Origin of the sequence: Echinicola pacifica DSM 19836 (assembly GCF_000373245.1) — a bacterium.
Classification (GTDB): domain Bacteria; phylum Bacteroidota; class Bacteroidia; order Cytophagales; family Cyclobacteriaceae; genus Echinicola; species Echinicola pacifica.
The window spans coordinates 95,552-118,274 of sequence record NZ_KB890758.1 but is presented as its reverse complement, the minus strand read 5'-3'; the positions used below and the strand labels follow the sequence as shown (position 1 = coordinate 118,274).

The window sequence follows — 22,723 nt, the reverse complement described above, 5'->3', positions numbered from 1 at the left end:
ATAATTTATTGGAGCTTTTATATTCTTCTATGCGTTTTTTTAGTGCTTTATTTCATTCCGCTGGTAGTGTTTTTTGCTTGGCGCTAATGGCGGGAATGCTGTTGACGGCATGTAGCCAAGGTCCAGCTGAGGATTCTGAAAATTCAGCATCGGCGGGAAAATCCAGAAAGGTGATTATAATTCCCGGGGAGGATGAACCACTAGCGCCCGAGCTAATTCAAAGGGGGGAGGTGTTGATTTCCTATTCAGACTGCTATGATTGTCATCGAAAGGAAAGCGAGGGTAAGGGGCCATCCTTCAGCGATATCGCCAGAAGGTATCCCCGAAATCCGGTGTATATCGACCTGCTGGCGCGCAAGGTAATCTCTGGAGGCTTTGGTACCTGGGGATACCCCATCATGAGCGCCCATCCCAAGCTCCCCAAGGAAGATGCCCAGGCCATGGTCGCCTATGTGCTGTCCTTTGATAAGAGATAGAGCAAATGCCACATTCACAGTAGAGGATAGAGGCCTGAAGGTAAAAGTTGATTTCACTTTTTATACTGCACTTAGGAAGTATAAGGTGTTTTTTGGGAGGGGAAATCAAGTTTTGAATTTCGAAGTAGCATATTTACTTGGCGTATGGCCAAAGTGTTTGTGGAAACACTTGCTAAAGTATTTCGGATTATTAAAGCCTACCATATAGCTTATTTCGGCGATTTTGTAGTCACTTTGAAGTAAAAGCTGAGCGGCTCTTTTGAGCCTTACTGTTTGGATAAACTCATTGGGGGTAAAGTCGGTAATGGCTTTTATCTTGTCAAAAAGTATGGTGCGACTCATCCCCATTTCTTTTACAAATACAGGGATATCAAAGTCGGTATCGTCCATATGATTTTCGACGATCTGGAGGGCTCTTTCCATCAATTCAGCATCTGGCGAGCTTATGGTGATTTCAGAAGGCCTAAGGTCTGGTTTTATTTTATAGGCCGCCTTTAGTTTTTCACGTGTATAGAGTAAGTTTCTCACCTTAGCAATAAGCAGATCCATGGGGAAAGGCTTGCTTAAGTAGTCATCCGCCCCGGAGGAGTACCCTTCTCGCTGATAATCAAAATTGCTGCGGGCAGTCAACAGGATCACGGGGATATGGCTGGTGGTAAGTTCTTTTTTCAGCTGAACGCACATTTCTATGCCATCCATTATAGGCATCATCACATCTGAGATGATAATGTCCGGCGCTTGCGACTGTGCCGTCAGGAAGCCTTCCTGGCCATCCTGTGCTGTCAGTATATTGAAGTGAGCTTGTAAGGTGGATTTCATAAGAGCTAATAGTTCCTTATTGTCTTCCACCAAAAGCAACTTCTTGTTTTTGAGGTGAGGATCCACCGCATCTATATTTTCTGCGGTATTTATCGAAGAAAGCATATGCATGTCCAAACTGGTAAGTTCCTTGTCCAGCGCAGATTGGTGGAGGTTTTTGGGATGAGTGGGAGACCTAAAATCATGAGCTTGAAACTGCTCTTTTCCCAGAGGAAGGAAAACCGTAAAGGTGGTCTGCACATGAGGCACACTGGTCATGCTGATCTTGCCATGGTGAAACTCCACAATATTCTTGCTTAGAGATAAGCCTATGCCTGTGCCCGCATTCATATTATGTTGGCTGTCTTCTATCTGGAAAAATCTTTCAAATATCCGGTCTTGATACTCCAGAGGTATGCCTTTCCCATTGTCTTCAATGCTGATTTCCACCCCGGTAATCGGGTTATTGTCTTGGATAAATACACTGTTTTTTACCACAATGCGGATTTTTCCGCCCTGAGGGGTGAATTTAAAGGCATTGAAACATAAATTATAGGCGACCTTCTCCATTTGATCCATATCAAACCACAGCCTTTCGGGCAGGTCATCATCGAAGGCCAGCTGGAAGTCGATATGGCCCTGATTGGCCATGGCTTCAAAGGAGGTAAAGACATTCTGGATAAAAGAGCGTAGGTTATTCTCCTGCACCGACAGCCTCAGATGGCCAGTCTCCTGCTTTCTGAATTCGAGCAGCTGGTTGATAAGCTTTAGTAAGCGGGAGGCGTTATTATGGATCGAATTAAGCTGTTGGAACACCTGTCGAGGAAGGTCCTTTTGGCGGAGCAATTGCTCCAAAGGCACCTTGATCAGCATCAGGGGAGTTCTTAGCTCATGGGAGATATTAGTGAAAAACCGTAATTTTAGCTGGTTGATTTCCTCCTGCTTTTGCTTTTCTAATCGCTCGAAGCGCAGGTCGTTTTTCATCTTAATTCTAAAACCCACGATCGACTTAATAATGAAGGCCATGAGGATCAGAAATAAGAAATAGGCAATCAGCGCCAGATTGCTTTGATACCAGGGGGGCAAAATCAATAATTTTAGCTGGCGTTCTTCAGAATTTTGAAGGCCATTTTCAGAGGTGCTTTTTACTTTGAAGGTGTATTCTCCCGCCTTTAGATTGGAATAGGCCGCATATCGCCTCGTCGCATCGGTATATACCCAGTCCTTGTCAAACCCCTCCAGCATATAGGCATATAGGATTTTGTCCTGCTGGTTAAACTCCATTCCGCTAAACTCCAGCTCAAAGCTATTATGATCGCTATAGAGCTTTAGTTCATCAGTATAGCTGATACTTTTGCGCAATAGCACCTTGTTTTCTATGGTATCGCCAGGGTTTACGAGTTGATTGAGTACCCTTAGCTTAGTCAATTCGGGTTTATGCGGGCTTTTTGGCAGGCTGACCTGGTGGGGTAGGAAGGCGTTGAAACCATTGGTTCCCCCAAAATACATCTTGCCATTTGCCGCTTTGAAGGCAGAGCCCAGGTTAAATTCGTTGGACTGTAGCCCATCTTGGGTGGTGAAATTCTTGAAGGTTTCCGATTCAGGGTCAAAGGACGAAAGCCCCCTTACTGTGCTTATCCATAATTGGCCGCTATCATCCTCCAGCACAGCCTTGATGACATCACTTGGAAGGCCGTCATTTTCTCTGAAATGGGTAAATTTCCCCGTTTTACTATCCAGTTTATTTAGCCCGCCACCAAAAGTCCCAAGCCAGATAGTCCCTTTAGAATCTTCGAAAATGGAGGTGATAATATCATGGCTAATGCTATAAGGGTCGGAGCTCAGGTGTTGGAAATAGGTGAATCGCTGCGTGTCGAAATCATATCGATTTAGCCCACCGCCATAGGTTCCTATCCACAACCTGTTTTTGGAATCCACCAATAAGGCTCTGATATCATTGAAACTGGGGCTGCCAAAATCATCTTGGCGATGCATGAAATGCTGGAATTTCCCTGTTTTAGGATCGAATTTATTCAGCCCACCACCATTGGCCATTCCTATCCATAAGCTGCCGCCAGCATCTTCGGCGATGGCCCAAATTTCATCCTTGCTCAGTGTGCTGGTATCCTTTTCGTCATGGCGGTACACCTCATAGGTCTTTCGGCTTGGGGAATAGTGATAGAGTCCCTCGCCATCGGTACCGATCCAGATCTGCTGCTGCTGGTCTTCAAATATTACCTGGACATTTGTGCTTACCTTTTTGCTCTGCGGAGAAAGAGGAATGGACTCAAACAGGCTTCTGCCAGCCCTCTTTACGTTTAGGCCATCATTGAAAATGCCGACCCATAGGTTTTCATTCTGGTCCAGGAGAATGGACTTCACCATCTTGCCGGATAAGCTTCCTGGCGCATTGATGTTTGGGCGGTAATGCTCGAAGTGCTGGGCGGTGGGATTAATCTTATTTAGTCCTGCTCCAGAATACATTCCTATCCATATATTGCCCTCGCCATCCTCCAGCATGGAATATACGGACCTTCCATTGATGCTATAAGAATCACTTGGATTGTCATCATAGTGAAACGTCTGACCCGTATTGAGCTCGTGCACATAGACGCCACTGCCCAGGGTGCCGATCCAGATATTGCTCTGCTGATCCTGTAATATGCTGGTGATATTTTTTTCTCCTTGGCGGTCAGACTTAAGACCGAAGGGAAGAAAAATGCTTTTGCCCTTGGGCAAATAGAATAGCCCCTGGTTTTCGGTTCCAAGCCATAGGGTCTGTTGATGATCTTCATAAAATGACTTTACCGAGCGGATGGGCCGCCCCGATTGGGGAAGGTTTACCGCCTTGAATTCCTCAGAAATCGGATCAAAAATCTGAGCTCCCTGATCGTAAGTTCCGATCCATAGCTGGTGCCCACTATCCTCGAATACCTGCCAAATCTTATTGTCTGCCAAACCCGAATTGGCCTTGGTGAAGTGGCTGATGCTTAGGCTGGAGAGGTATTCTTCGGGACTGCTGGGGCTGCTGAGCTCCTCCATCTCCACCTTGAAGATCCCATCTGTCAGTGTGCTGATCCATAAGTTACCAAGATGGTCCAGAAGCAATTGGCCAGTTTTTTTGGAGTCGATTAGTTGTGGGCTTAGCAGGGAGTGGAAGGAAGAGGTGCTTGGATCAAAAATAGTGATTCCTCCACCCTCTGAGCTGATCCATATATAGCCATTTCTATCCTGGGCCAAGCCCCTGATGACATTATTGCTGAGGCTATTGGGCTTGTTGTATTGATGCTTATATACGGTGAATTGGTAGCCGTCGAATCGGGCCAAACCATCATCTGTCCCGAACCACATATAGCCCTTCTGGTCCTGCAAGATGGCCAGGATGGAGTTTTGGGGAAGCCCATCCTGGGAGGTATAATGGGTAAATTTATAAAATGGATGACCCGTGCCCTGAGCCATGATTGCAGAACATTTCAATAGCAATATTAATAGTAAATAGGAAATGAAATACGGTTTTGTCATAACTCCTGGAGGGCACTTAATGGAAGGACTAATCTAAATTTTTTCTCTGACTAATCGCACCTTATAGAAAAGTAAAATCTCATCTATGGACGATTGTAGTACCATTTCTGAACAATATTACACCCCCTCGGACTTTTCTGCCCCTATTACGAACGCCACTGTACCTAGTTGGAAATAGGCCTATATAGCTTTGTAAGGTAAGCACTTGGTCTATCGCTTCAGCTGTACAGCGTATCGAGTCTTATTATCATCATCTAATCATTTTCACCATTTTAAACCCAAAAAATATGTATTGGAACAATTACATTAAAGCCTTTCTGATGCTACTCCTCGTGCTTTCCTCTACAGGACTTATGGCTCAAGAGAGAAGTATCTCAGGAACGGTCTCAGACTCCAACTCAGGGGAGACAATCCCCGGAGTAAATATCCTCATCGAAGGAAAAAATAAAGGGACAGTTACGGACTTGGAAGGGAACTTCACCCTGCAAGCTCAGGCTGGAGACGTATTAGTGTTTAGTTATATCGGATATACTAGCCAAAAGATCCCGCTAAGTAATGAATCCAAACTGGAGGTGAGCCTAAAGCTGGACTCCAAGCAGCTGGATGAGATCGTGGTGATCGGCTATGGTGAGCAGTCGCGGGAAACGCTCACCTCCTCAGTGGCTAAGCTGGATAATAAGGTATTGGAAAATGTGCCTTTTGCAAATGCCGCTTCGGCCCTGAAGGGTACCGTGTCGGGGGTTCGGGTGCAGACTACCACAGGTCAGCCGGGAGCCGCGCCGAGGATTATCGTTCGGGGAGGGACTTCCATCAATAATCCAGATGGTGCACAGCCCTTATACATCATCGACGGGGTCATCAGAAATAATATGGATGACGTCAATGCAGATGATATAGAATCCCTGCAGGTGCTAAAGGACGCCGCAGCAACAGCTATCTATGGGGCCAGAGGTGCTAATGGCGTGGTGATCATCACCACCAAAACTGGCAAAGTAGGCAAAACCCTGGTTACCTATCGTTTTAATATTGGAGCCTCAGAACTCTGGAACAGGTACGATATGGGTTCTGCCCGTGATTATATTTATTTCAATAGAAAAGGCATATTGGCCACGGGCGAAAAGCATCCTGACCACCTGTTTAGGCTAAATCTGGCCAGCGGCTTTGGGACCGGCAATGACCTGACCAATAGCACGGCTTTTTCTCCTCAATACCTCAGCCCGGAAAATGAACATAAGCTCAACGAAGGATGGCAGCAGATGCCCGATCCAGCGGACCCCAGCAAGACTATTTTGTTTTCTGATACGGATTGGCAAGATGTGCTATTCAGGACTGCCGTGAGCCAAAACCACTATATCAATATAAGTGGAGGATCCGAAAAAGCCAGATACGATCTTGGCGTTGGGTACCTAGACAACAAAGGGGTCGCTATCAATACCGACTTTAAGAGGTTTACCACCCGAATGAATGGCGATATCCAAGTCAATGACAAGCTGGGGGTATATGGCAGAATGAATTTTACCTCCAGCTCCAATAGTCAGGTGTTTAGTGAAAATCAGTTGTTCCAAAGAGCATTAGGATTACCACCAACTGCCAAGCTATATTACGAGGATGGTACTCTGGCCTCCGGCCAAAACAAAACACAAGGAAATCCCCTTTATCACCTGAACAGAATCGACGCACTCAATGCGACAAATCGAATCACCCTGTCTGGTGGAGCAAACTGGGAAATCTTTAAGGATTTCACCTTTGAGCCTATGGCTTCCCTCTATTTTGTGCAAGGGACAACAAACAGTTTTCAGAAATCCTACTATAATACCCCCACGCAATTTATCGATTCTCGCGATGCTTCTGCTTCCAACTCCATTTATTGGCAGAAGCAGTTTGACGGGGTGTTCAGCTACCAGAAGTATATAGGGCAGCATAACCTGCAGTTTAAGGTGGGTGGATCTTATTATGATCGGAAGAGTTATAGTGCAAGCGCTTCAGGAAGAGGAGCGGCCTCGGATCTTATCCCTACGCTGAATGCCTCCTCTGAGCCCACCTCGGTGAGCAGCTCGCTGAGTCAGCAGGTGATTGTCGGATATTTTGGTAGGGTGAATTATGATTTTGATAAGAAATACCTCTTTTCCTTCACCACGAGATATGATGGAGCGTCTAGCTTAGGTTCTAATAATTATTGGGGATTTTTCCCAGGTCTGTCAGCAGGGTGGAACTTACATAGAGAGGATTTTTGGGGAAATATGCCCGAAGACATCACCTCGCTTAAGCTTCGAGCCTCCTATGGGGTGAATGGGAATATCGGGAATTTGTCGGATTTCCACGCTCAGGGATTATACTCAGTAGGAAACAGGTATAATGATCAGGCTGCGATCCAAAACAACCGAATGGCCAACCAGGATTTACAATGGGAGCGTTCTGGTACTTTTGATATAGGAATGGATTTAGGGCTGTTTGATAGCCGAGTGACGGTAATAGCGGATTATTATAATCGGTTAACGGATAATTTGCTGACCAGCCTGGAGCTGCCGCAGTCCACAGGCTTCAATAGTATATTGACTAATCTGGGTTCATTACGTAATGAAGGGGTGGAAATGGAAGTGACAGCCAGTGTCATACAAGGCCAAAAGTTCGGCTGGAATGTCTCGGCCAATGCTTCCTATAATATCAATACGGTGGTGGAGCTACCCGAAAATGACAATGATAACAACCGCATCGGAGGCATCTTTGTCTATGACCAGGGACTAGGGATCTATGTCTGGAAAGGTGGACTTCAAGAAGGTGGGCAGCTGGGAGATATGTTTGCCTATCAGCAGCTAGGTGTATATGCCACGGACCAGGAAGCCGCAGAAGGGGCATATGATGCCTTGGTGCCAGGCACAGACAAAAGTAAGTTTGGCGGCGATGTAAACTGGGCAGATTTGGATAAGAATGATTCCATAGATAGCAGAGATAGAGTGTATGCAGGGAATATATACCCCAAATGGACTGGCGGATTTACCAATACCCTGAATTATAAGAGCCTTTCTTTAACCCTTCGAACAGATTTTGCCCTCGGCCACACCATCTATCATGAGACAAGAGCTAGGTTTAATGGTCAGTATCAAGGTGATATCGGGATATTACAAGAGACCACCACTTCATGGCAAAATCAGGGAGACATGACCCAGATTCCTAGGTATTATTGGGCGGATCAGCTCTCGCAAAATAACTCCTTCCGCGGCAATACCTACTATTACGAGAAGGGAGATTACCTCGCCATTCGGGAAGTGACCTTGAGCTATAACCTTCCTAAGAAATGGGTGAGCGCACTGAAAATTGCAAATGTGAGAACCTACTTTACCGGGTCCAACTTATTTTATTTCACCCAATATACAGGGCTGAACCCCGAAGAGGGAGGAACAGATTCCGGAAGGTATCCGATTGCAAGAAACTTCCTGTTTGGAGTGAATGTCAACTTCTAACCCAAATCTAAAAACCATGAAAATTATAAAAAATAAAATAGCGCAAGCTGCAGCATGTTTGACCTTGCTATTGCCCATAAGCTCCTGTACAGAAAACCTAAAACTGAACCCCACGAGTGATATCACCGTGGCAGGGTTCTGGACCACGGAGGACAATGCCAAGGGCGCTGCCAACGGAATGTATGTGAGATTTCGGGATCAGGCGGCGACTGACCTCTTTACCTGGGGTGAGAGTAGAAGTGGTACACTGACTTATGGGCTGCAGGCCTCTCAGGGTTTAGAGCGGTATTTTGAGAATACTATAGATCCTAATTTTGCCGGGCCCACCTGGCTGCGAATGTACACGGTCATCCATGATGCCAATCTCCTTATCAAGTATGTTCCGGAAATCACCTTCACCCATGAAGAGGAAAAAAATGCAATTCTAGCGGAGGCCTATACCATGCGTGCCTTTGTGTACTTTACCATGGCCAAAACCTGGGGTGGGGTGCCACTGGTGACTCTCCCTACGGAAGGCTATGATGCAGAAACCACCTTCCGGACTAGAGATACAGTAGAGGATATCTTTGCTCAGGTCAAGGAGGATTTGAATTCTGCGCTGTCCTTATACCCTGACAATAACCTATCTGCCGCCAAGGCTACCTGGAGCAAACCCGCTGCTAATGCACTCAAAGGAGATGTCTTCCTATGGACTGCTAAGCAGATGGGAGGAGGAAATGCGGATATCCAAACTGCCTTAGAAGCACTTCAAGCCGCAGAAGTACCCGACCTTTCCTTGCAGGTAAACTATGACGATATCTTTCGCTATGACCATAAGGGAAATAATGAGATTTTGATGGCCGTACATTTTATGGACCTTGAGTCAGGTACCAATTATAATAGCGATATGTATATGCGCGATGATCAGATTCCGGCCAATGCGGATCCTGTAGTACTTGAGAAATTAGGTGAAGGTGGAGGTCTCAACCGCTGGGGGCCTTCTCCAGTGATTACCTCAGCTTTTTCGGCTACTGACCAGCGCAAGGATGCGACCTACTTAAGTATCACTATTCCAAATGAACAGGGACAGATGGTGCCTTATGCTCATGTGGTAACCAAATTTCGTGGATATTTAGATCCTTCAGGGAGGAGATTCCTTGACGATGTGGTCCTATACCGATATGCAGACCTTCTCCTGATGATTGCCGAGGCCAAAAATGCCTTGGGACAGGATCCTTCAGAGGAGATGAATAAGGTAAGGCTGCGAGCTTACGGGGAAGATTTTGAGGCCCATCGATTTGTGGATATGGAGCAGGAAGCCAATGATGAAGCAATCCTCGAAGAACGACTGCTGGAATTGGCTTTTGAAGGGAAAAGATGGTGGGACTTGCTGCGCTTTGATCAGGCCTTTGCTCAGGTGCCTTCCTTACAGAATAGACCGAATGATCAATTCCTGAAGCTATGGCCTATTTCACTTAGCACCATTAGCTTAAATTCCAAAATCACCCAAAATCCAGGGTATAGAAATTAATCCTATCCGTACAAGAGGTGAGCCGCTCACCTCTTGTACTTTAACTTTCCATTATGAAATTTGAAAAAATAAAAGGGCTTATCGCCGCGACCTTCACGCCATATAATAAACATGGAGAGCTGAATCTTTCACAAATTCCCTCCTTAGCTCATTCCTTGAAATCACACCAGCTAGCAGGGGCATTTATAGCAGGCACCACCGGGGAAGGCGCTGCTTTGACCCTGGAGGAGAAGATGAAATTGTTCGAAGCCTGGGCGCCATTCTCTCATAGCAATTTCAAAATAATGGCCATGCTGGGAGGGACCAATCAGAAGGAAGCGATCTTACTCGCGGCAAAAGCTCGGGAGCTTAAGTTCCATGGAATTGCCCTCACGGCTCCCTATTATATGAGGCCCAGCACGGTAAAGCAATTGGTGGATTATTTTGAGCCTATTGCCGAGGTAGCCCCACAGCAAGCGTTTTATTTCTATCATATCCCTTTATTGTCAAAGGTCGATCTTCCTATGCTGGACTTTTTGGAGGAAGCGGGAAGGCGGATTCCCAATTTTGCGGGTATCAAATACACCCATAATGACCTTATGGAATTTAATCGCTGTCTCCGATATGAGCAAGGTAAATATGACCTGCTCTGGGGTTGGGATGAGACGATGCTAGCTGGGCTGGCCATGGGCGCAGAAGGGGCAGTAGGGAGCACCTATAATTACGCCGCTCCCCTCTATCATTTGCTAGCGGAGGCCTATAAAAATGGTGATATGCTGGAGGCTAGAAAGTACCAGGAAAAATCAATTGATATGATCAGTCTCTTTAGCGAATTTGGTGGGGCAGCCTGTGGGAAGGCCATCATGAAGCTTTGTGGGCTGGATTGCGGGCAGTTTAGATCTCCGGTAAAGCAGCTCCGGGAGCAGGATTATGAGCAATTACAGGGGAAATTGGAGGCCCTGGACTTTTTCCAGTTTAGCGTAAAGTCAGAGCAGTCATAGAAGGCCAGAGTGAAACCAAGTAAGCCCATTAACCATTAATTCATGAAAATTTTTGTCTATTTATCGAGTATTCTTCTTTTACTAGTCTCTAGCGCTCAGGTGCACAGCCAGGAGCTCCATAAGGACGTGGGGAGCTTTAAGTTTAGTGATCTGCCGGATTTACCCAGAGAGGAAGGCGACAGCCTGGCATTTGGCTATGCGGGGATGTTTGCGGGGGTACACGAGGAGGTACTTATCTTGGCTGGAGGGGCAAATTTCCCCAATAAACTTCCCTGGAAGGGCGGTGAAAAGCACTTTTCTCAGCAAATCCACGTGCTTGAGAAAACCTCCTCTGGCTATGCCTGGGTGGAAGGGCTGACCTTACAGCTGCCCGCAGCCGTCGCCTATGGTACGAGTATTTCCACTCCTGAGGGCCTGCTATGTGTGGGTGGGGAGAATTCCAATACGATATTTCAGACGGCTTTTATATTGAAGTGGAATCCCCGAGATCGTCAGCTAAGCTTACATTATTTACCCGACTTACCCCTTCCGATTAGTAATGCCAGTGGAGGAGTGATCGGTACCCAGGCTTATGTGGCTGGAGGTGAAAGCAAAGGAGAAGGGTCGGCTCGGTCGGTTTCTCAGGCGGTGTATCGTATCGATTATTCAAATGCTAATCCCGCTTGGGAAGACTTGCCCACCTGGCCGGGCAAAGCCCGGTCTCATGCCGTGTCTGTCGTCCAAAGCAATGGCTTAAACGACTGCCTTTATTTGTTTGGCGGTCGCCAAAGGACTGCTGAAGGGCTGAGCGAGCTCTATAGCGATGCGTTTTGTTTTGATCCCACAGAGGATCAGTGGACCAAAATCAGTGGAATTCAAGACGAACAAGGCAATCCAATGACCTTATCTGCCGGCACAGGGGCTGCCCAAGGTGCGGGACAAATCGTCCTGTATGGGGGAGTAAAGGGACAGACTTTCAATGTACTGGAAGGACTTGGCGCCAGCCTTGCTGCCACCATGGATTCGGTGAAAAGAAGGGAGTTGATAGAAAAACGGGATGCTATTTTGGAGAGCCATCAGGGTTTTGATCGGGGAATTTTAATCTACCATACGGTGACTGATACCTGGCAATCGGCAGGAGATCTTCCTTACCAGACTCCTGTCACCACGACGGCGATCAGGTGGGGGGATAAAATTATCCTTCCTTCGGGAGAAGTTTCCCCGGGACTCCGCAGCCCTGGCATTCGTGCGTTGAGTTTTGAGAAAATCGGTGGATTTGGATGGGTGAATTATACAGTGTTGGGGCTTTATCTGGGCTCATTAGTGCTTATGGGATTGCTGATTTCTGGCAAACAACATACCACCGAAGATTATTTTAAGGCTGGTGGTAGGGTACCTTGGTGGGCGGCAGGAATTAGCATCTTTGGCACTCAGCTGAGTGCAATTACCTTTATGGCGATCCCCGCTAAGACCTTTGCCACGGACTGGACGCTATTTTTCCTACTGATGACCATCATTATGGTCGCCCCAGTGATCATTTTTATTTTCCTGCCTTTTTTCAGAAGACTGAATATTACCACCGCATACGAATACCTCGAAATGCGCTACAACCGCACCGTACGGCTGATCGGGAGCATCCTCTATGTGGGATTGCAGCTGGGCAGGCTAGGGATAGTTTTACTCTTACCTTCCCTGGCTTTGGCCGTTGTGACAGGCATCGACGTGTCCATTTGTATATTAATTATGGGCTTACTGAGTATTTTATATACCGTCCTCGGAGGGATCGAAGCCGTTATTTGGACCGATGTCATTCAGGTGGTGGTTTTACTTGGTGGAGCCTTGATCTGTTTAGGATTTATATTTTACGAAATTCATGAAAACCCTCAGGACCTGTGGGCGATGGTGAAGGAAAATGAAAAGAATAAGATTTTTGATATGCGACTAGACTTTACAGGGACGAGCTTTTGGGTGGTGCTGATTGGAGGACTGGCGTCCAATATCGTTCAGTACGGAAGCGACCAGACCGTCATCCAGCGATATCTGACCACCAAAGACGAGAAGACAGCCGCAAATGGAATCACCACGGGCGCATTGATGGCCCTTCCTTCGGCCTTGATTTTCTTTACCATGGGTACGGCCTTGTATTTGTTTTACAAAATCCATCCTGCCGAACTCAGTCCTGCCGTGGGGAATATGGACAGCATTTTCCCTTTCTATATTGTCACCCAACTCCCTACTGGCTTGTCGGGACTGCTGATTGCAGCGGTTTTTGCGGCGGCCATGTCCAGCCTTGATAGTAGTATGAATTCGGTGGCGACGGTGGTGACCACCGACTTTTATAAGCAATGGTTTCCTAAGGATATCCATGGAAAAAATACCCTGCAATTTGCAAGATGGGTTACCATCGTGGTTGGGGTGTTTGGAACCGGCTTTGCCCTAATCATGGCAAGCCTAGGATTACCCTCTCTCTGGGATCAGTTCAATATGATTATCGGCTTCTTTGCCGGTGGACTTGGTGGAATTTTCCTCATCGGAATGCTGTCCAAGAAAGTCAATGGAAAGGGAGCTTTAATAGGCCTTATCCTCAGTGCAATCGTGCAGATCGGGGTGAAGTTTCATACCGACTTAAGCATTCACCTTTATGCCCTGACTGGATTGCTGAGCGCAATAAGTTTTACCTACCTATTTAGCTTATTCTTTACCGATTTCAAGGACCTAAAGGGCCTTACCATTCATACCCTGAAAAAAAAGGATAAATAGGGCCACGCAAGAAAATTAGAATAATAATAAACGAAAATAACTGATGAACATGATCAAATCTCCTGCAATTTATTTGTCTTTCCTTTATAGCCTTTTGATGGTCCCTTTGGGACAATGTACCAGCAAGGTCATCGGCAATGGGAAATCCGTACCACTGACCATAGATCAGAATGATATTCCATTGATTAAAGGTCAAAGCAATAAGGTGCTAAGCCTTGACTTTACCTTGGAGCAGGCGGATATCCTGCAGGACCTGGTAGTGGAGATAGAGGGGCAGTCTGTCATAGATTCATTATGGCTCTATGACCGGACGGATGCAGAGCAGGAGCCAGTGGTCCTGATCAGTCTGGGAGAGCCGGATAAGCATTTGAAAATAACAATGAACAGCCCCTTAAAGGCAGGTCCTCACCAGCTGGAACTTCACTTGAAGCCAAAAGAGGAGGCCTCGCTGAAGGAGACGATAAACTTAAAGGTAAAAGAGCTGAGGTTAAAACAAACCTCCTTAGCACTTTCTCCAGGGACATTTCAGCCCTTGCGGCTAGCCACAAGCCTGAGGACGGCAGGGGATGATGGGGTAGCCGCCTACCGAATTCCCGGATTGGCCACCACCCTCCAGGGCAGTTTGATCGCAGTATATGATGTGCGGTATAATAGTTCGGTGGATCTTCAGGAGGATGTGGATGTGGGCATGAGCCGCAGTACGGATGGAGGAGAGTCTTGGGAGCCGATGGAGATCATCATGGATATGGGCGAATGGGGCGGGAAGCCTCAGATAGAAAATGGCATTGGAGACCCTGCTATTTTGGTGGATCCCACCGATAATACCATTTATGTGCTGGCCCTATGGCTTCATGGCAAACCCGGTGAAAGAGCTTGGTTTAGTTCTGGACAGGGAAATAGCCCCGCGGAGACTGGCCAGCTGATGCTGGTAAAAAGTGAGGATGATGGCAAAACCTGGTCTAGCCCTATTTCTATTACGGACCAAATCAAAAAAGATAAGTGGAAGCTGATGTTCAATGGCCCTGGTAAAGGGATCACCATGCGGGATGGTACCCTGGTTTTTGCAGGGCAGTTTAAGGACGAGAATGATTTGCCTCATAGCACGATCATATATAGTAAGGACAAGGGCGAATCTTGGCATATCGGGACGGAGGCCAAGCCTAATACCACGGAGGCTCAGGTGATAGAGCTTAATGATGGCAGCTTAATGCTCAATATGCGCGATAATCGTGGCGGATCTAGAGCGATAGCCATCACCAAAGACCTGGGGGACACCTGGGAAACGCATCCTTCCAGCAGGTCGGCATTGGTAGAGCCTGTATGTATGGCCAGCCTGATTACCTATCCGGAAAATAGAATTTCCGAAGAGGCCAGCTATTTATTCTTCTCAAACCCCGCAGCAAGCGACGGAAGATATAATATGACCATCAAAGCAAGTAAAGATCAGGGAATCAGTTGGAATAATGGGCTACTCTTGGATGAAGGCAAAGGATGGGGCTATTCCTGTCTGACAGTGATAGATGAGAGCCATCTGGGCATCCTCTACGAAAGCAGCAAGGCGCATATGACCTTTCAGATTATCCCTATATCTGAGCTGGAAAAATAACGCATAGGAATACATCCATTAAAGCCAAACTACTAGCAAGCATGAAGACAATGAAACAGTGGAGACCAGAAGAATATAGTAAGCTATATCGTGATTCGCTTTTGGAGAATGTGATTCCTTTTTGGGAAAAGCATTCTCCGGACTGGACAAATGGCGGGTATTATACCTGTCTGGACCGGCAGGGGAATGTGTATGATACAGACAAGTTTCTTTGGCTCCAAGGCAGGCAGGCTTGGATGTTCAGCCTGCTTTATCAGCAGGTGGAGCCCCGTGAGGACTGGCTTGCCATGGCAAAATTAGGAATCAGCTTTCTCTCCAACTATGGAAGGGATCATAATGGGGATTTTTATTTCTCACTAACCAAGGAGGGGGCGCCCTTAGTGCAGCCTTATAATATTTTTTCCGATTGCTTTGCCGCCATGGCATTTGGGAAGTATGGCTTGGTGTCTGGAGAGAAGGTTTATACGGATCAGGCCGTAGGGATTTTTCAACGTATTCTTGAGCGTCAGGCAAACCCCAAAGGCAAGTATAATAAGGCTTTTCCAGGAACCCGCCCACTAAAAAACTTTGCCTTGCCCATGATTCTCAGTAATCTCTGCTTGGAGCTGGAGTCCCTGCTGCCCTCTGAGATGGTGGAGAAAACCCTGGATGATTGTATCCGGGAGGTAATGGTGAATTTTCTGGACCCGGAGACTTTGCTCATGTTCGAAAATAGGACCTTAGAAAATGAATTCTCTGATACCTTTGAAGGTCGTCTGTTGAATCCCGGACATGCTATAGAGGCCATGTGGTTTATGATGGATATTGCCAAAAGAAGAGGCGATCAGCAGCTAGCCGATAGAGCGGTGGAGATCATGCTCAAGCAGCTTGAGCGGGGCTGGGATAAAGAATATGGGGGTGTTTTTTATTTCCTTGATAGCAAGGGCCATCCTCCCCAGCAGCTGGAATGGGATCAGAAATTATGGTGGGTTCACCTGGAGACCTTGGTCGCTCTTGCCAAAGGCTATGAGCATACAGGCAATCCGGAATGTATGGCTTGGTTTGAGAAAGTACATAATTATGCCTGGGGCAAATTTTACGATCCCAAAAATGGGGAGTGGTTTGGCTATCTTAATAGAAAAGGCGAGGTGCTGCTCGACCTAAAGGGCGGGAAGTGGAAAGGCTGCTTTCATGTCCCAAGAGCTTTATTCCAAGTATGGAAAAGCCTGGAGAAAGGTCTGAGGTAAACTTGATGATTTTCTGCCGGTTAAATAATGGTTTTTAGGAAGGGGCTGATTAAGCGGGACTTCAGGACTCAATTTTAATGATTAGTATGAAGAATTATATTCTAAATAAAACCAATTGGAAAAGCCTGCAAGAGGAGCAATTTGGTATCGCATTATTGCCTTGGGGGGCAACAGAGCCTCATAATCTCCATTTGCCTTATGGGACGGATACCTTACAGTCTGAGAAAATAGCTGAGATGACAGCCGCCAAAGCATATGCCGAGGGTACAAAAGTCATGGTACTTCCTGCCATTCCTTTGGGGGTGCAAAATCCCGGGCAGGTGGATTATCCATTTTGTCTAAACACCAGCCCAGGAACCCAACTGGCTATTCTTAGGGATATTATGACTTCTTTGGATCGGCAGGGGATAGCCAAATTGGTGATCATCAATAGCCATGGAGGTAATGATTTCAAACCGCTTATTAGAGAACTTCAGTTACAGTTTGAAACTTCTTTTATTGGCCTTATAGATTGGTTTCGGGTTATGGAAAATAAGGATTATTTTGATGAACCCGGGGATCATGCTGGAGAGATGGAGACCAGTATCATGCAATATTTCTTCCCTGATGATGTGCTACCGCTGGATCAGGCGGGGCTCGGTCAGACCAAGGCCTTTGGGCTGAAGGGCCTGAAAGATAAATTGGCTTGGACTCCTCGCAATTGGCAGAAGGTAAGTGCTGATACGGGAGTGGGAAATCCCCAGCGGGCCAGTGCCCAAAAGGGGGAGCGGTTTCTGGAAGCCTTGACGGACCAGATGAAGGCGTTTTTGGTGGAATTGGATCAGGTAGCACCACAGGATATTTACTCCTCATAAACATTTCTGATGATGATAAACTCCCTGCTTTGGAGAAGACTTAAGGAAGTTTCCTTCCTGATGATACTGATACTTTGCATGTCCACAGCCCATGCCCAGCCCCCCATCAAGGTGGCTTGTATGGGGAATTCGGTTACCTATGGTTTAGGAATAGTGGATCGGGAGCAAAATGCCTATCCGGTGCAGTTGCAGCAGTTATTGGGGGAGGATTATCAAGTTAGGAATTATGGACACAGTGGGGCCACCCTGCTTCGGCAGGGGCATCGGCCTTATGCGCAGACTGAGGAATTTGCCGCGGCCCTGGCTTATGGACCAGACATAGCTCTGATTCATTTGGGCTTGAATGATACCGACCCACGAAATTGGCCGGATCATGGGGGAAACTTCTTGGCGGATTATTCCTGGCTCATTGCTCAATTGAGAGCGGTTAATCCCCAAATGAAAATTTATATAGCCTTATTGACACCCCTATATAGCGAGCACCCACGCTTCAAGTCTGGAACCTATGAATGGCATAAGGAGATTAGGTCCGAGATCCGGCAGGTAGCCCAAGCCAATGAGGTGGATTTGATCGATTTTTTTCAACCATTAATTGGTCGGCCGGATCTCTTTCCTGATGCTATTCATCCCACCGCGGAGGGCGCAAAAATCTTGGCTGCCACGGCCTACAGCTCCTTAATAGTGGAGGGTGGAGGATTACAGCTTCCTGATTTCTTCAGTAATGGTATGCTCCTCCAACGTGGCGAAAGGATACGGATAAATGGGAAGGGGACTCCTTCAGAGACGGTATGGCTAAGGATGCAGGGCAAGGAAATAAGCGTACAAGTCAATCAAAATGGTCAATGGGAGCTTTTTTTGACAGAGATTCAGCCGGGAGGACCTTTTACAATGGAGGTAATCCATGCCACCGATACCATCAGAATGGAGGAGATCTGGGTGGGCGATCTGTGGCTATGCCTGGGCCAGTCAAATATGGATTTTCCCCTTTCTTCATCCAGCTCATGGCAGATAGAGCAGGCAACAGAGAAGCCTGAGCGTCTAAAACTCTTTAAGTATAATGCGATTCAGCCAACAGATAATAGACTTTGGGGGGATTCTACCCTTATGAAAGTCAATGATCTATCGTATTTCCAAGGACAATGGAATAGTGAAAGAGAAACTTTTTCGGCCGTCGCCTACCATTTTGGAACCGACCTTATAAAGGAAATGGACATTCCGATAGGATTGGTGCAGATTTCCCTTGGAGGAGCTCCCATAGAGGCCTTTGTGGATAGGGAAAGTCTGTGGGAGGATGATTTACTGGTGGACCTGTTCGATGACTGGCAAAACTCTGATTTTATTATGCCTTGGGTGAGGGAAAGGGCCGCAATGAATACTGGAGAGGGGTATGAGGGACAGCAGCGGCATCCTTATCAGCCCTCTTATATTTATGAGGCGGCTATTAGCAATATGACTCCCTTCGGGATAAAGGGAATCCTATGGTACCAGGGAGAAAGTAACACCCATAACCCTACTTTATATAAAAGGCTTTTCTCGACCATGGTGGATAGTTACCGTAATCGCTGGGCCAACGATTCACTTCCCATTTACCTGGTACAGCTCCCTGGTATGGCACGTCCCTCCTGGCCAAAATTCAGGGAAATGCAGCTGGATTTAGCCCAAAGGGATCCATATACTGAAATGGCGGTGACCTTAGACCTGGGCGATTCCCTGGAGGTACATCCGAAGGAAAAGAAGCAGGTAGGTGAGAGGCTAGCAAGACTGGCCCTTGCCAAAACCTATCATAAACCTCTTCCGGCCGATGCTCCAGTGATCGATTCCATCCAGGTATTCCCTGAGGAACTTATAGTTTACTTTAAGTTTAAGGAAGGATTACAGACACTGGATGGAGGGGAAGTTCTAGGATTTATCCTTGAGGATACTAGAGGTCAGTCGCTATGCGTCACCGGCAAAATCCGAAATGAACAGCTGCATCTGCCCATTCCTCCGCACTTTGAATTGCAAAAAGTGACCTATGGCTATGAGCCTTATACCAAGGCCAACTTAACCAATTCCTCGGGAATGCCAATGAGTACCCAGCACTATTCCCTCAAAGGATCAGGCCACATCAGCCAGGAATAAACTTGGTAAAAATTAGATCTTATTTTTTATAATATTGGTTAAATTGCTGAAAGAGAAGGGTATAGTGAGGCAGGTTTAAGTTATTTTGTTTATTATTGGACCTCAGTAATATAAAAGCTCTTTTTTACCATGAGGCTTGCTGATAGCCTCCTCATCGCTATGGTGGGACTTACGATACTCCAAAATCAATATGAGCAATAAAAAAGTGAAGCGGATAGCTCGAATAATTTTTATAATTGTCAGCATAGGCTCATTGTATTTTGTGCCTTGGATACTGGTTAAAGCATGGATAATGCCACTGCCTGCTACTGTGCAGGAGCAACTTGAGCAAGCCATTCTATATGATTTTGATGGAATAATTGTCTATGTGGATCAGGCAGGAAAGCCTCCGGCTAGCTATGCAGCCGGTTGGCATAATCGAGAGGATAAAGTGCCAGCTGATCCCCAGGCTCTGTTTAAGATAGGAAGTATTACCAAATTATATGTGGCCGTGGCGGTGGCCAAATTGGTCAATGAGGGACGTTTATCCTTGGATGCTAGCCTGGCGGATTACCTGCCTGAGCTAGCTGGAAGAATAGAAAATTCAGATAAAATTAGCCTGAGGATGTTGGTGCAGCACCGGACTGGCATACCCAATTTTACCGATGTCCCCAATTTTTGGGTCGATCCACCCATCGATGCTGATGAGCAGCTGAGGCTGGTACTGGACCAGCCGGCAGACTTCGCCCCGGATGAGGAATACAGGTATTCGAATACCAATTATCTGCTGATAGGCAAGATCCTCGATAAGGAATTGGGGTATAATAACTATGAGTATATCAAGGAAGAAATATTAATTCCTTTAAATCTAAACCATACCTTTGGTTCGCTAGATGAAGTAGCTATTGACGAGTTGATGGGAGGCTATTATGTGGGAATTGAGGAGGATATTAAGACCGTAGATTATGGACTGAATAGTTATGGCTCCATGCTGGCCACTGCTCAGGATGTGGCGGTATTCCTTCGGGCATTGAATGAGGGCTCGCTGTTTAAAGAAGGAGAGCAGGCCATTTATACCTCTATATATGCCTCTGAGCATACTGGACTGATACCGGGCTACCAAAGCATTGCAAGGTACCATAAGGAGATGGATGCCGTGATTATTCAGTTTAACAATACCACGAATTTTACGGGCTACGACTGGAGCCTGGCAGAAATTATATACAGTCGCATTGTGAAAATAGTGAAAAAGAAAAGTTCATAATTATGGGATATTCCATGCCAAGGGATTAATACTTAGATTGATAGCGGATTATATCCTGCCCTTATCAGGCATATTTTGGCCAAAAACGTGGAAGGGACTTCCAGAGGTTATTGCACCTTAGGGGCCTTTGGTCGAAGATGAAGTGAGAAGTGAGATGGCTTGATTCCAATTTCTCTATAGTTAAGCATAGATTATATAGTGTGTGTAATTTGTTTGAAAAGAAATTAAAATTTAATGGTTTAGGCATTGTTTTTATAAAGAATAGAGACTTTATGAAGGCTTTCTGTTTTTATATACTTAAATAAGTTTTGTGTAGCGGTGAACCTGTTTTTTTATTAGTATCATCTAAGTATGGTAATTAATTGTTAATTAAAATAAAATTGCTCTAAACAGATTTAATCGGTTGTATTTAATAGGCTTTATTATTAGGTGGATAATTATATTAATTCAGATTCTGGTTACCATCGCTTTTACAGTTTTATTTATTAAAATGGTCTTCTACATCTCAAAAATTAAAAAAGGAATGCTCACTACAAGGAGGGGGGACGGGGATACTTATGAGAAGCATGCCTTTGGGGGGGAAATGAATCGGCCATGGAAGCATTGAAAAATCACCTATGGTGTGAGGTAAGGATGAATATAGGCTAGGAAGCTTTGGTCTTCGACAATCATAATTTTGTCGCCTAGAAGGTAAGCGGGTCAAATAAAAAAATACGTCCCGTATGATATATGGGAGAAGTATTTTTAAGGTACCTATGAGGTCTGGGTAGATTTCCTAATTAGCAATAAAGGAGCTGTGTTTCAATAGACCTTTAGAGCCTTAATCATAGGTTCCCCCCTTGACTGCTTGATCAGCAGTCTTAAGCCATCGACTACTTTCCCTTCCTGCGTTTCTATTGGTATTATGTGTTTATGGCCTATGGAACTTCCCTCATATATTTCCTCCCATTGTCCCTTGACCTTTGCTTCGACTACGAAGGCTCTGACCCGCTCTCCAGACCGAATATCTTCCTGAAGTACTATATGCCTGATCAATTCACCTTGGCTCAGGGCAAGCATGATGTTATTTCCAATTCCGGAGGTTTCTGCTATTGGCTGAGCGAATTTACTTTTTACTTCCTCCCCAAACTCTTTCATTCTTTTTGCATCCGGCACAGGGACCAGGCCTCTATCATCTGGGGTAATCCCCAAAATCAAGGTGCTATTATGTCCCACACTATTTATGTACATATGCATCAGGTTTTCCAGAGGGAAAATATGTGCTTCGTCATTTGGTTCCCAAAACCATTCATGCCTTCCATTATATCCTCTCAATGGGGCGTCGCTCATTGCTGGCATATAAAACTGACCCTCAGGGTCTCCGTATTTTATGGGCTTAAAGTCAATGGAATCTCCCCTGTTGGCAAACCAGGAGGAGCTGTGATAAGTACCCCAGCAAGGGTAGGGGACCGTTCCGGACTCACTTCCACCCCATCGGATATCAGCCCGGTCCAGATTATGGTAGAAGATAGTATTCGGCTGATTCCTCTCCACTATCCCTTGTACATCAGGGCCTCCTTGCGCTGGCCCATGAGCTCCGCCATCAAACCAAATGATCGCCAAATCCCCATACCGGGAAGTAAGCTCTTCCACCATACCCTCGCACATCTGATTATAATAGTGCTGCCGGTGTTGGGAAAATTCGCTGTCTCCCTGAACTTTAAAGTCATGGATGCCATAAAATGAATTCCACCTAATGCCAATATAAATTCCCGGCTCTATGCCATATTTCCTGCATGAATTCACAAAATCTTCCACTAAGTCACCTTTTCCTTCTCGCCAGTTTACCGCCTTTAATGAGTAGGGGTTGACATCACTTTGGTAAAGGGCAAAGCCTGTTTCATGTGTCGCGGTAAGAATGGCTATCTTGGCACCCATATCCCTGGCTGACCTTATCCATTGGTCGGTGTCCAATTCTTTGGGATTGAAAATAGAATAATCAGCTACTGGAGTAATTCTATTTTCTCCCTGCACATATTTCTTTCCGTCAAATACGTGCAGGTCATAATGGAAAACAGCCGCCAGCTCTGCATTTTGCCATGTCAGCTGTGCAGGACTAGGTACTGGTACAGTCTGCCCATCCTGGGCAAAGACCTGGGCCAAGGCTATAGAAAACCAAATCAATAGCGATAGAAATTTTTTAGACAT

The 22,723-nt window shown here is 46.1% G+C and carries 12 protein-coding genes; 10 read left to right on the top strand and 2 right to left on the bottom strand.

Features of this window, described 5'->3' with window-relative positions; genetic code table 11:
- The first annotated feature begins 29 nt into the window (after positions 1-29).
- Entirely contained in the window at positions 30-476 is a 447-nt protein-coding gene (locus B050_RS0120165) for a c-type cytochrome (protein ID WP_229802477.1), read from the top strand.
- Positions 477-581: 105 nt separating this feature from the next.
- Here the strand turns inward: B050_RS0120165 and B050_RS0120160 are convergent, their stop codons facing one another.
- Complete coding sequence (locus B050_RS0120160; RefSeq protein ID WP_229802478.1) at positions 582-4,751, bottom strand: hybrid sensor histidine kinase/response regulator transcription factor; 4,170 nt, start codon at positions 4,749-4,751, stop codon at positions 582-584.
- A 332-nt stretch (positions 4,752-5,083) separates the two neighbouring features.
- Between B050_RS0120160 and B050_RS0120155 the strand changes: the two genes are divergently transcribed.
- The 9 genes from B050_RS0120155 to B050_RS0120115 all read left to right on the top strand — a co-directional run bounded on the left by B050_RS0120155 (position 5,084) and on the right by B050_RS0120115 (position 20,536).
- A complete protein-coding gene (locus B050_RS0120155; RefSeq protein WP_018475766.1) occupies positions 5,084-8,257 on the top strand; it encodes a SusC/RagA family TonB-linked outer membrane protein in 3,174 nt (1,057 codons plus the stop codon).
- Between the two features lie 16 nt (positions 8,258-8,273).
- Positions 8,274-9,767, top strand: a complete 1,494-nt coding sequence (locus B050_RS0120150) for a RagB/SusD family nutrient uptake outer membrane protein (RefSeq protein ID WP_018475765.1) — start codon at positions 8,274-8,276, stop codon at positions 9,765-9,767.
- A gap of 53 nt (positions 9,768-9,820) precedes the next feature.
- Positions 9,821-10,747, top strand: a complete 927-nt coding sequence (locus B050_RS0120145; RefSeq protein WP_018475764.1) for a dihydrodipicolinate synthase family protein — start codon at positions 9,821-9,823, stop codon at positions 10,745-10,747.
- Positions 10,748-10,789: 42 nt separating this feature from the next.
- Positions 10,790-13,486 carry a sodium:solute symporter family transporter gene (locus B050_RS0120140; RefSeq protein ID WP_018475763.1) on the top strand — a complete coding sequence of 899 codons (2,697 nt, stop codon included), beginning with the start codon at positions 10,790-10,792 and terminating at the stop codon, positions 13,484-13,486.
- A 43-nt stretch (positions 13,487-13,529) separates the two neighbouring features.
- On the top strand, positions 13,530-15,092 hold the full coding sequence (locus tag B050_RS0120135; RefSeq protein ID WP_229802479.1) for a sialidase family protein: 1,563 nt from the start codon (positions 13,530-13,532) through the stop codon (positions 15,090-15,092).
- Between the two features lie 50 nt (positions 15,093-15,142).
- A complete protein-coding gene (locus tag B050_RS0120130; protein WP_018475761.1) occupies positions 15,143-16,318 on the top strand; it encodes an AGE family epimerase/isomerase in 1,176 nt (391 codons plus the stop codon).
- 86 nt (positions 16,319-16,404) lie between these two features.
- A complete protein-coding gene (locus B050_RS0120125; protein ID WP_018475760.1) occupies positions 16,405-17,172 on the top strand; it encodes a creatininase family protein in 768 nt (255 codons plus the stop codon).
- Positions 17,173-17,181: 9 nt separating this feature from the next.
- A complete protein-coding gene (locus B050_RS0120120; RefSeq protein WP_044203125.1) occupies positions 17,182-19,293 on the top strand; it encodes a GDSL-type esterase/lipase family protein in 2,112 nt (703 codons plus the stop codon).
- Between the two features lie 190 nt (positions 19,294-19,483).
- Entirely contained in the window at positions 19,484-20,536 is a 1,053-nt protein-coding gene (locus tag B050_RS0120115; RefSeq protein ID WP_026236045.1) for a serine hydrolase domain-containing protein, read from the top strand.
- Positions 20,537-21,337: 801 nt separating this feature from the next.
- Here B050_RS0120115 and B050_RS0120105 read toward each other — a convergent pair.
- Entirely contained in the window at positions 21,338-22,723 is a 1,386-nt protein-coding gene (locus tag B050_RS0120105) for an alpha-L-fucosidase (RefSeq protein WP_018475755.1), read from the bottom strand.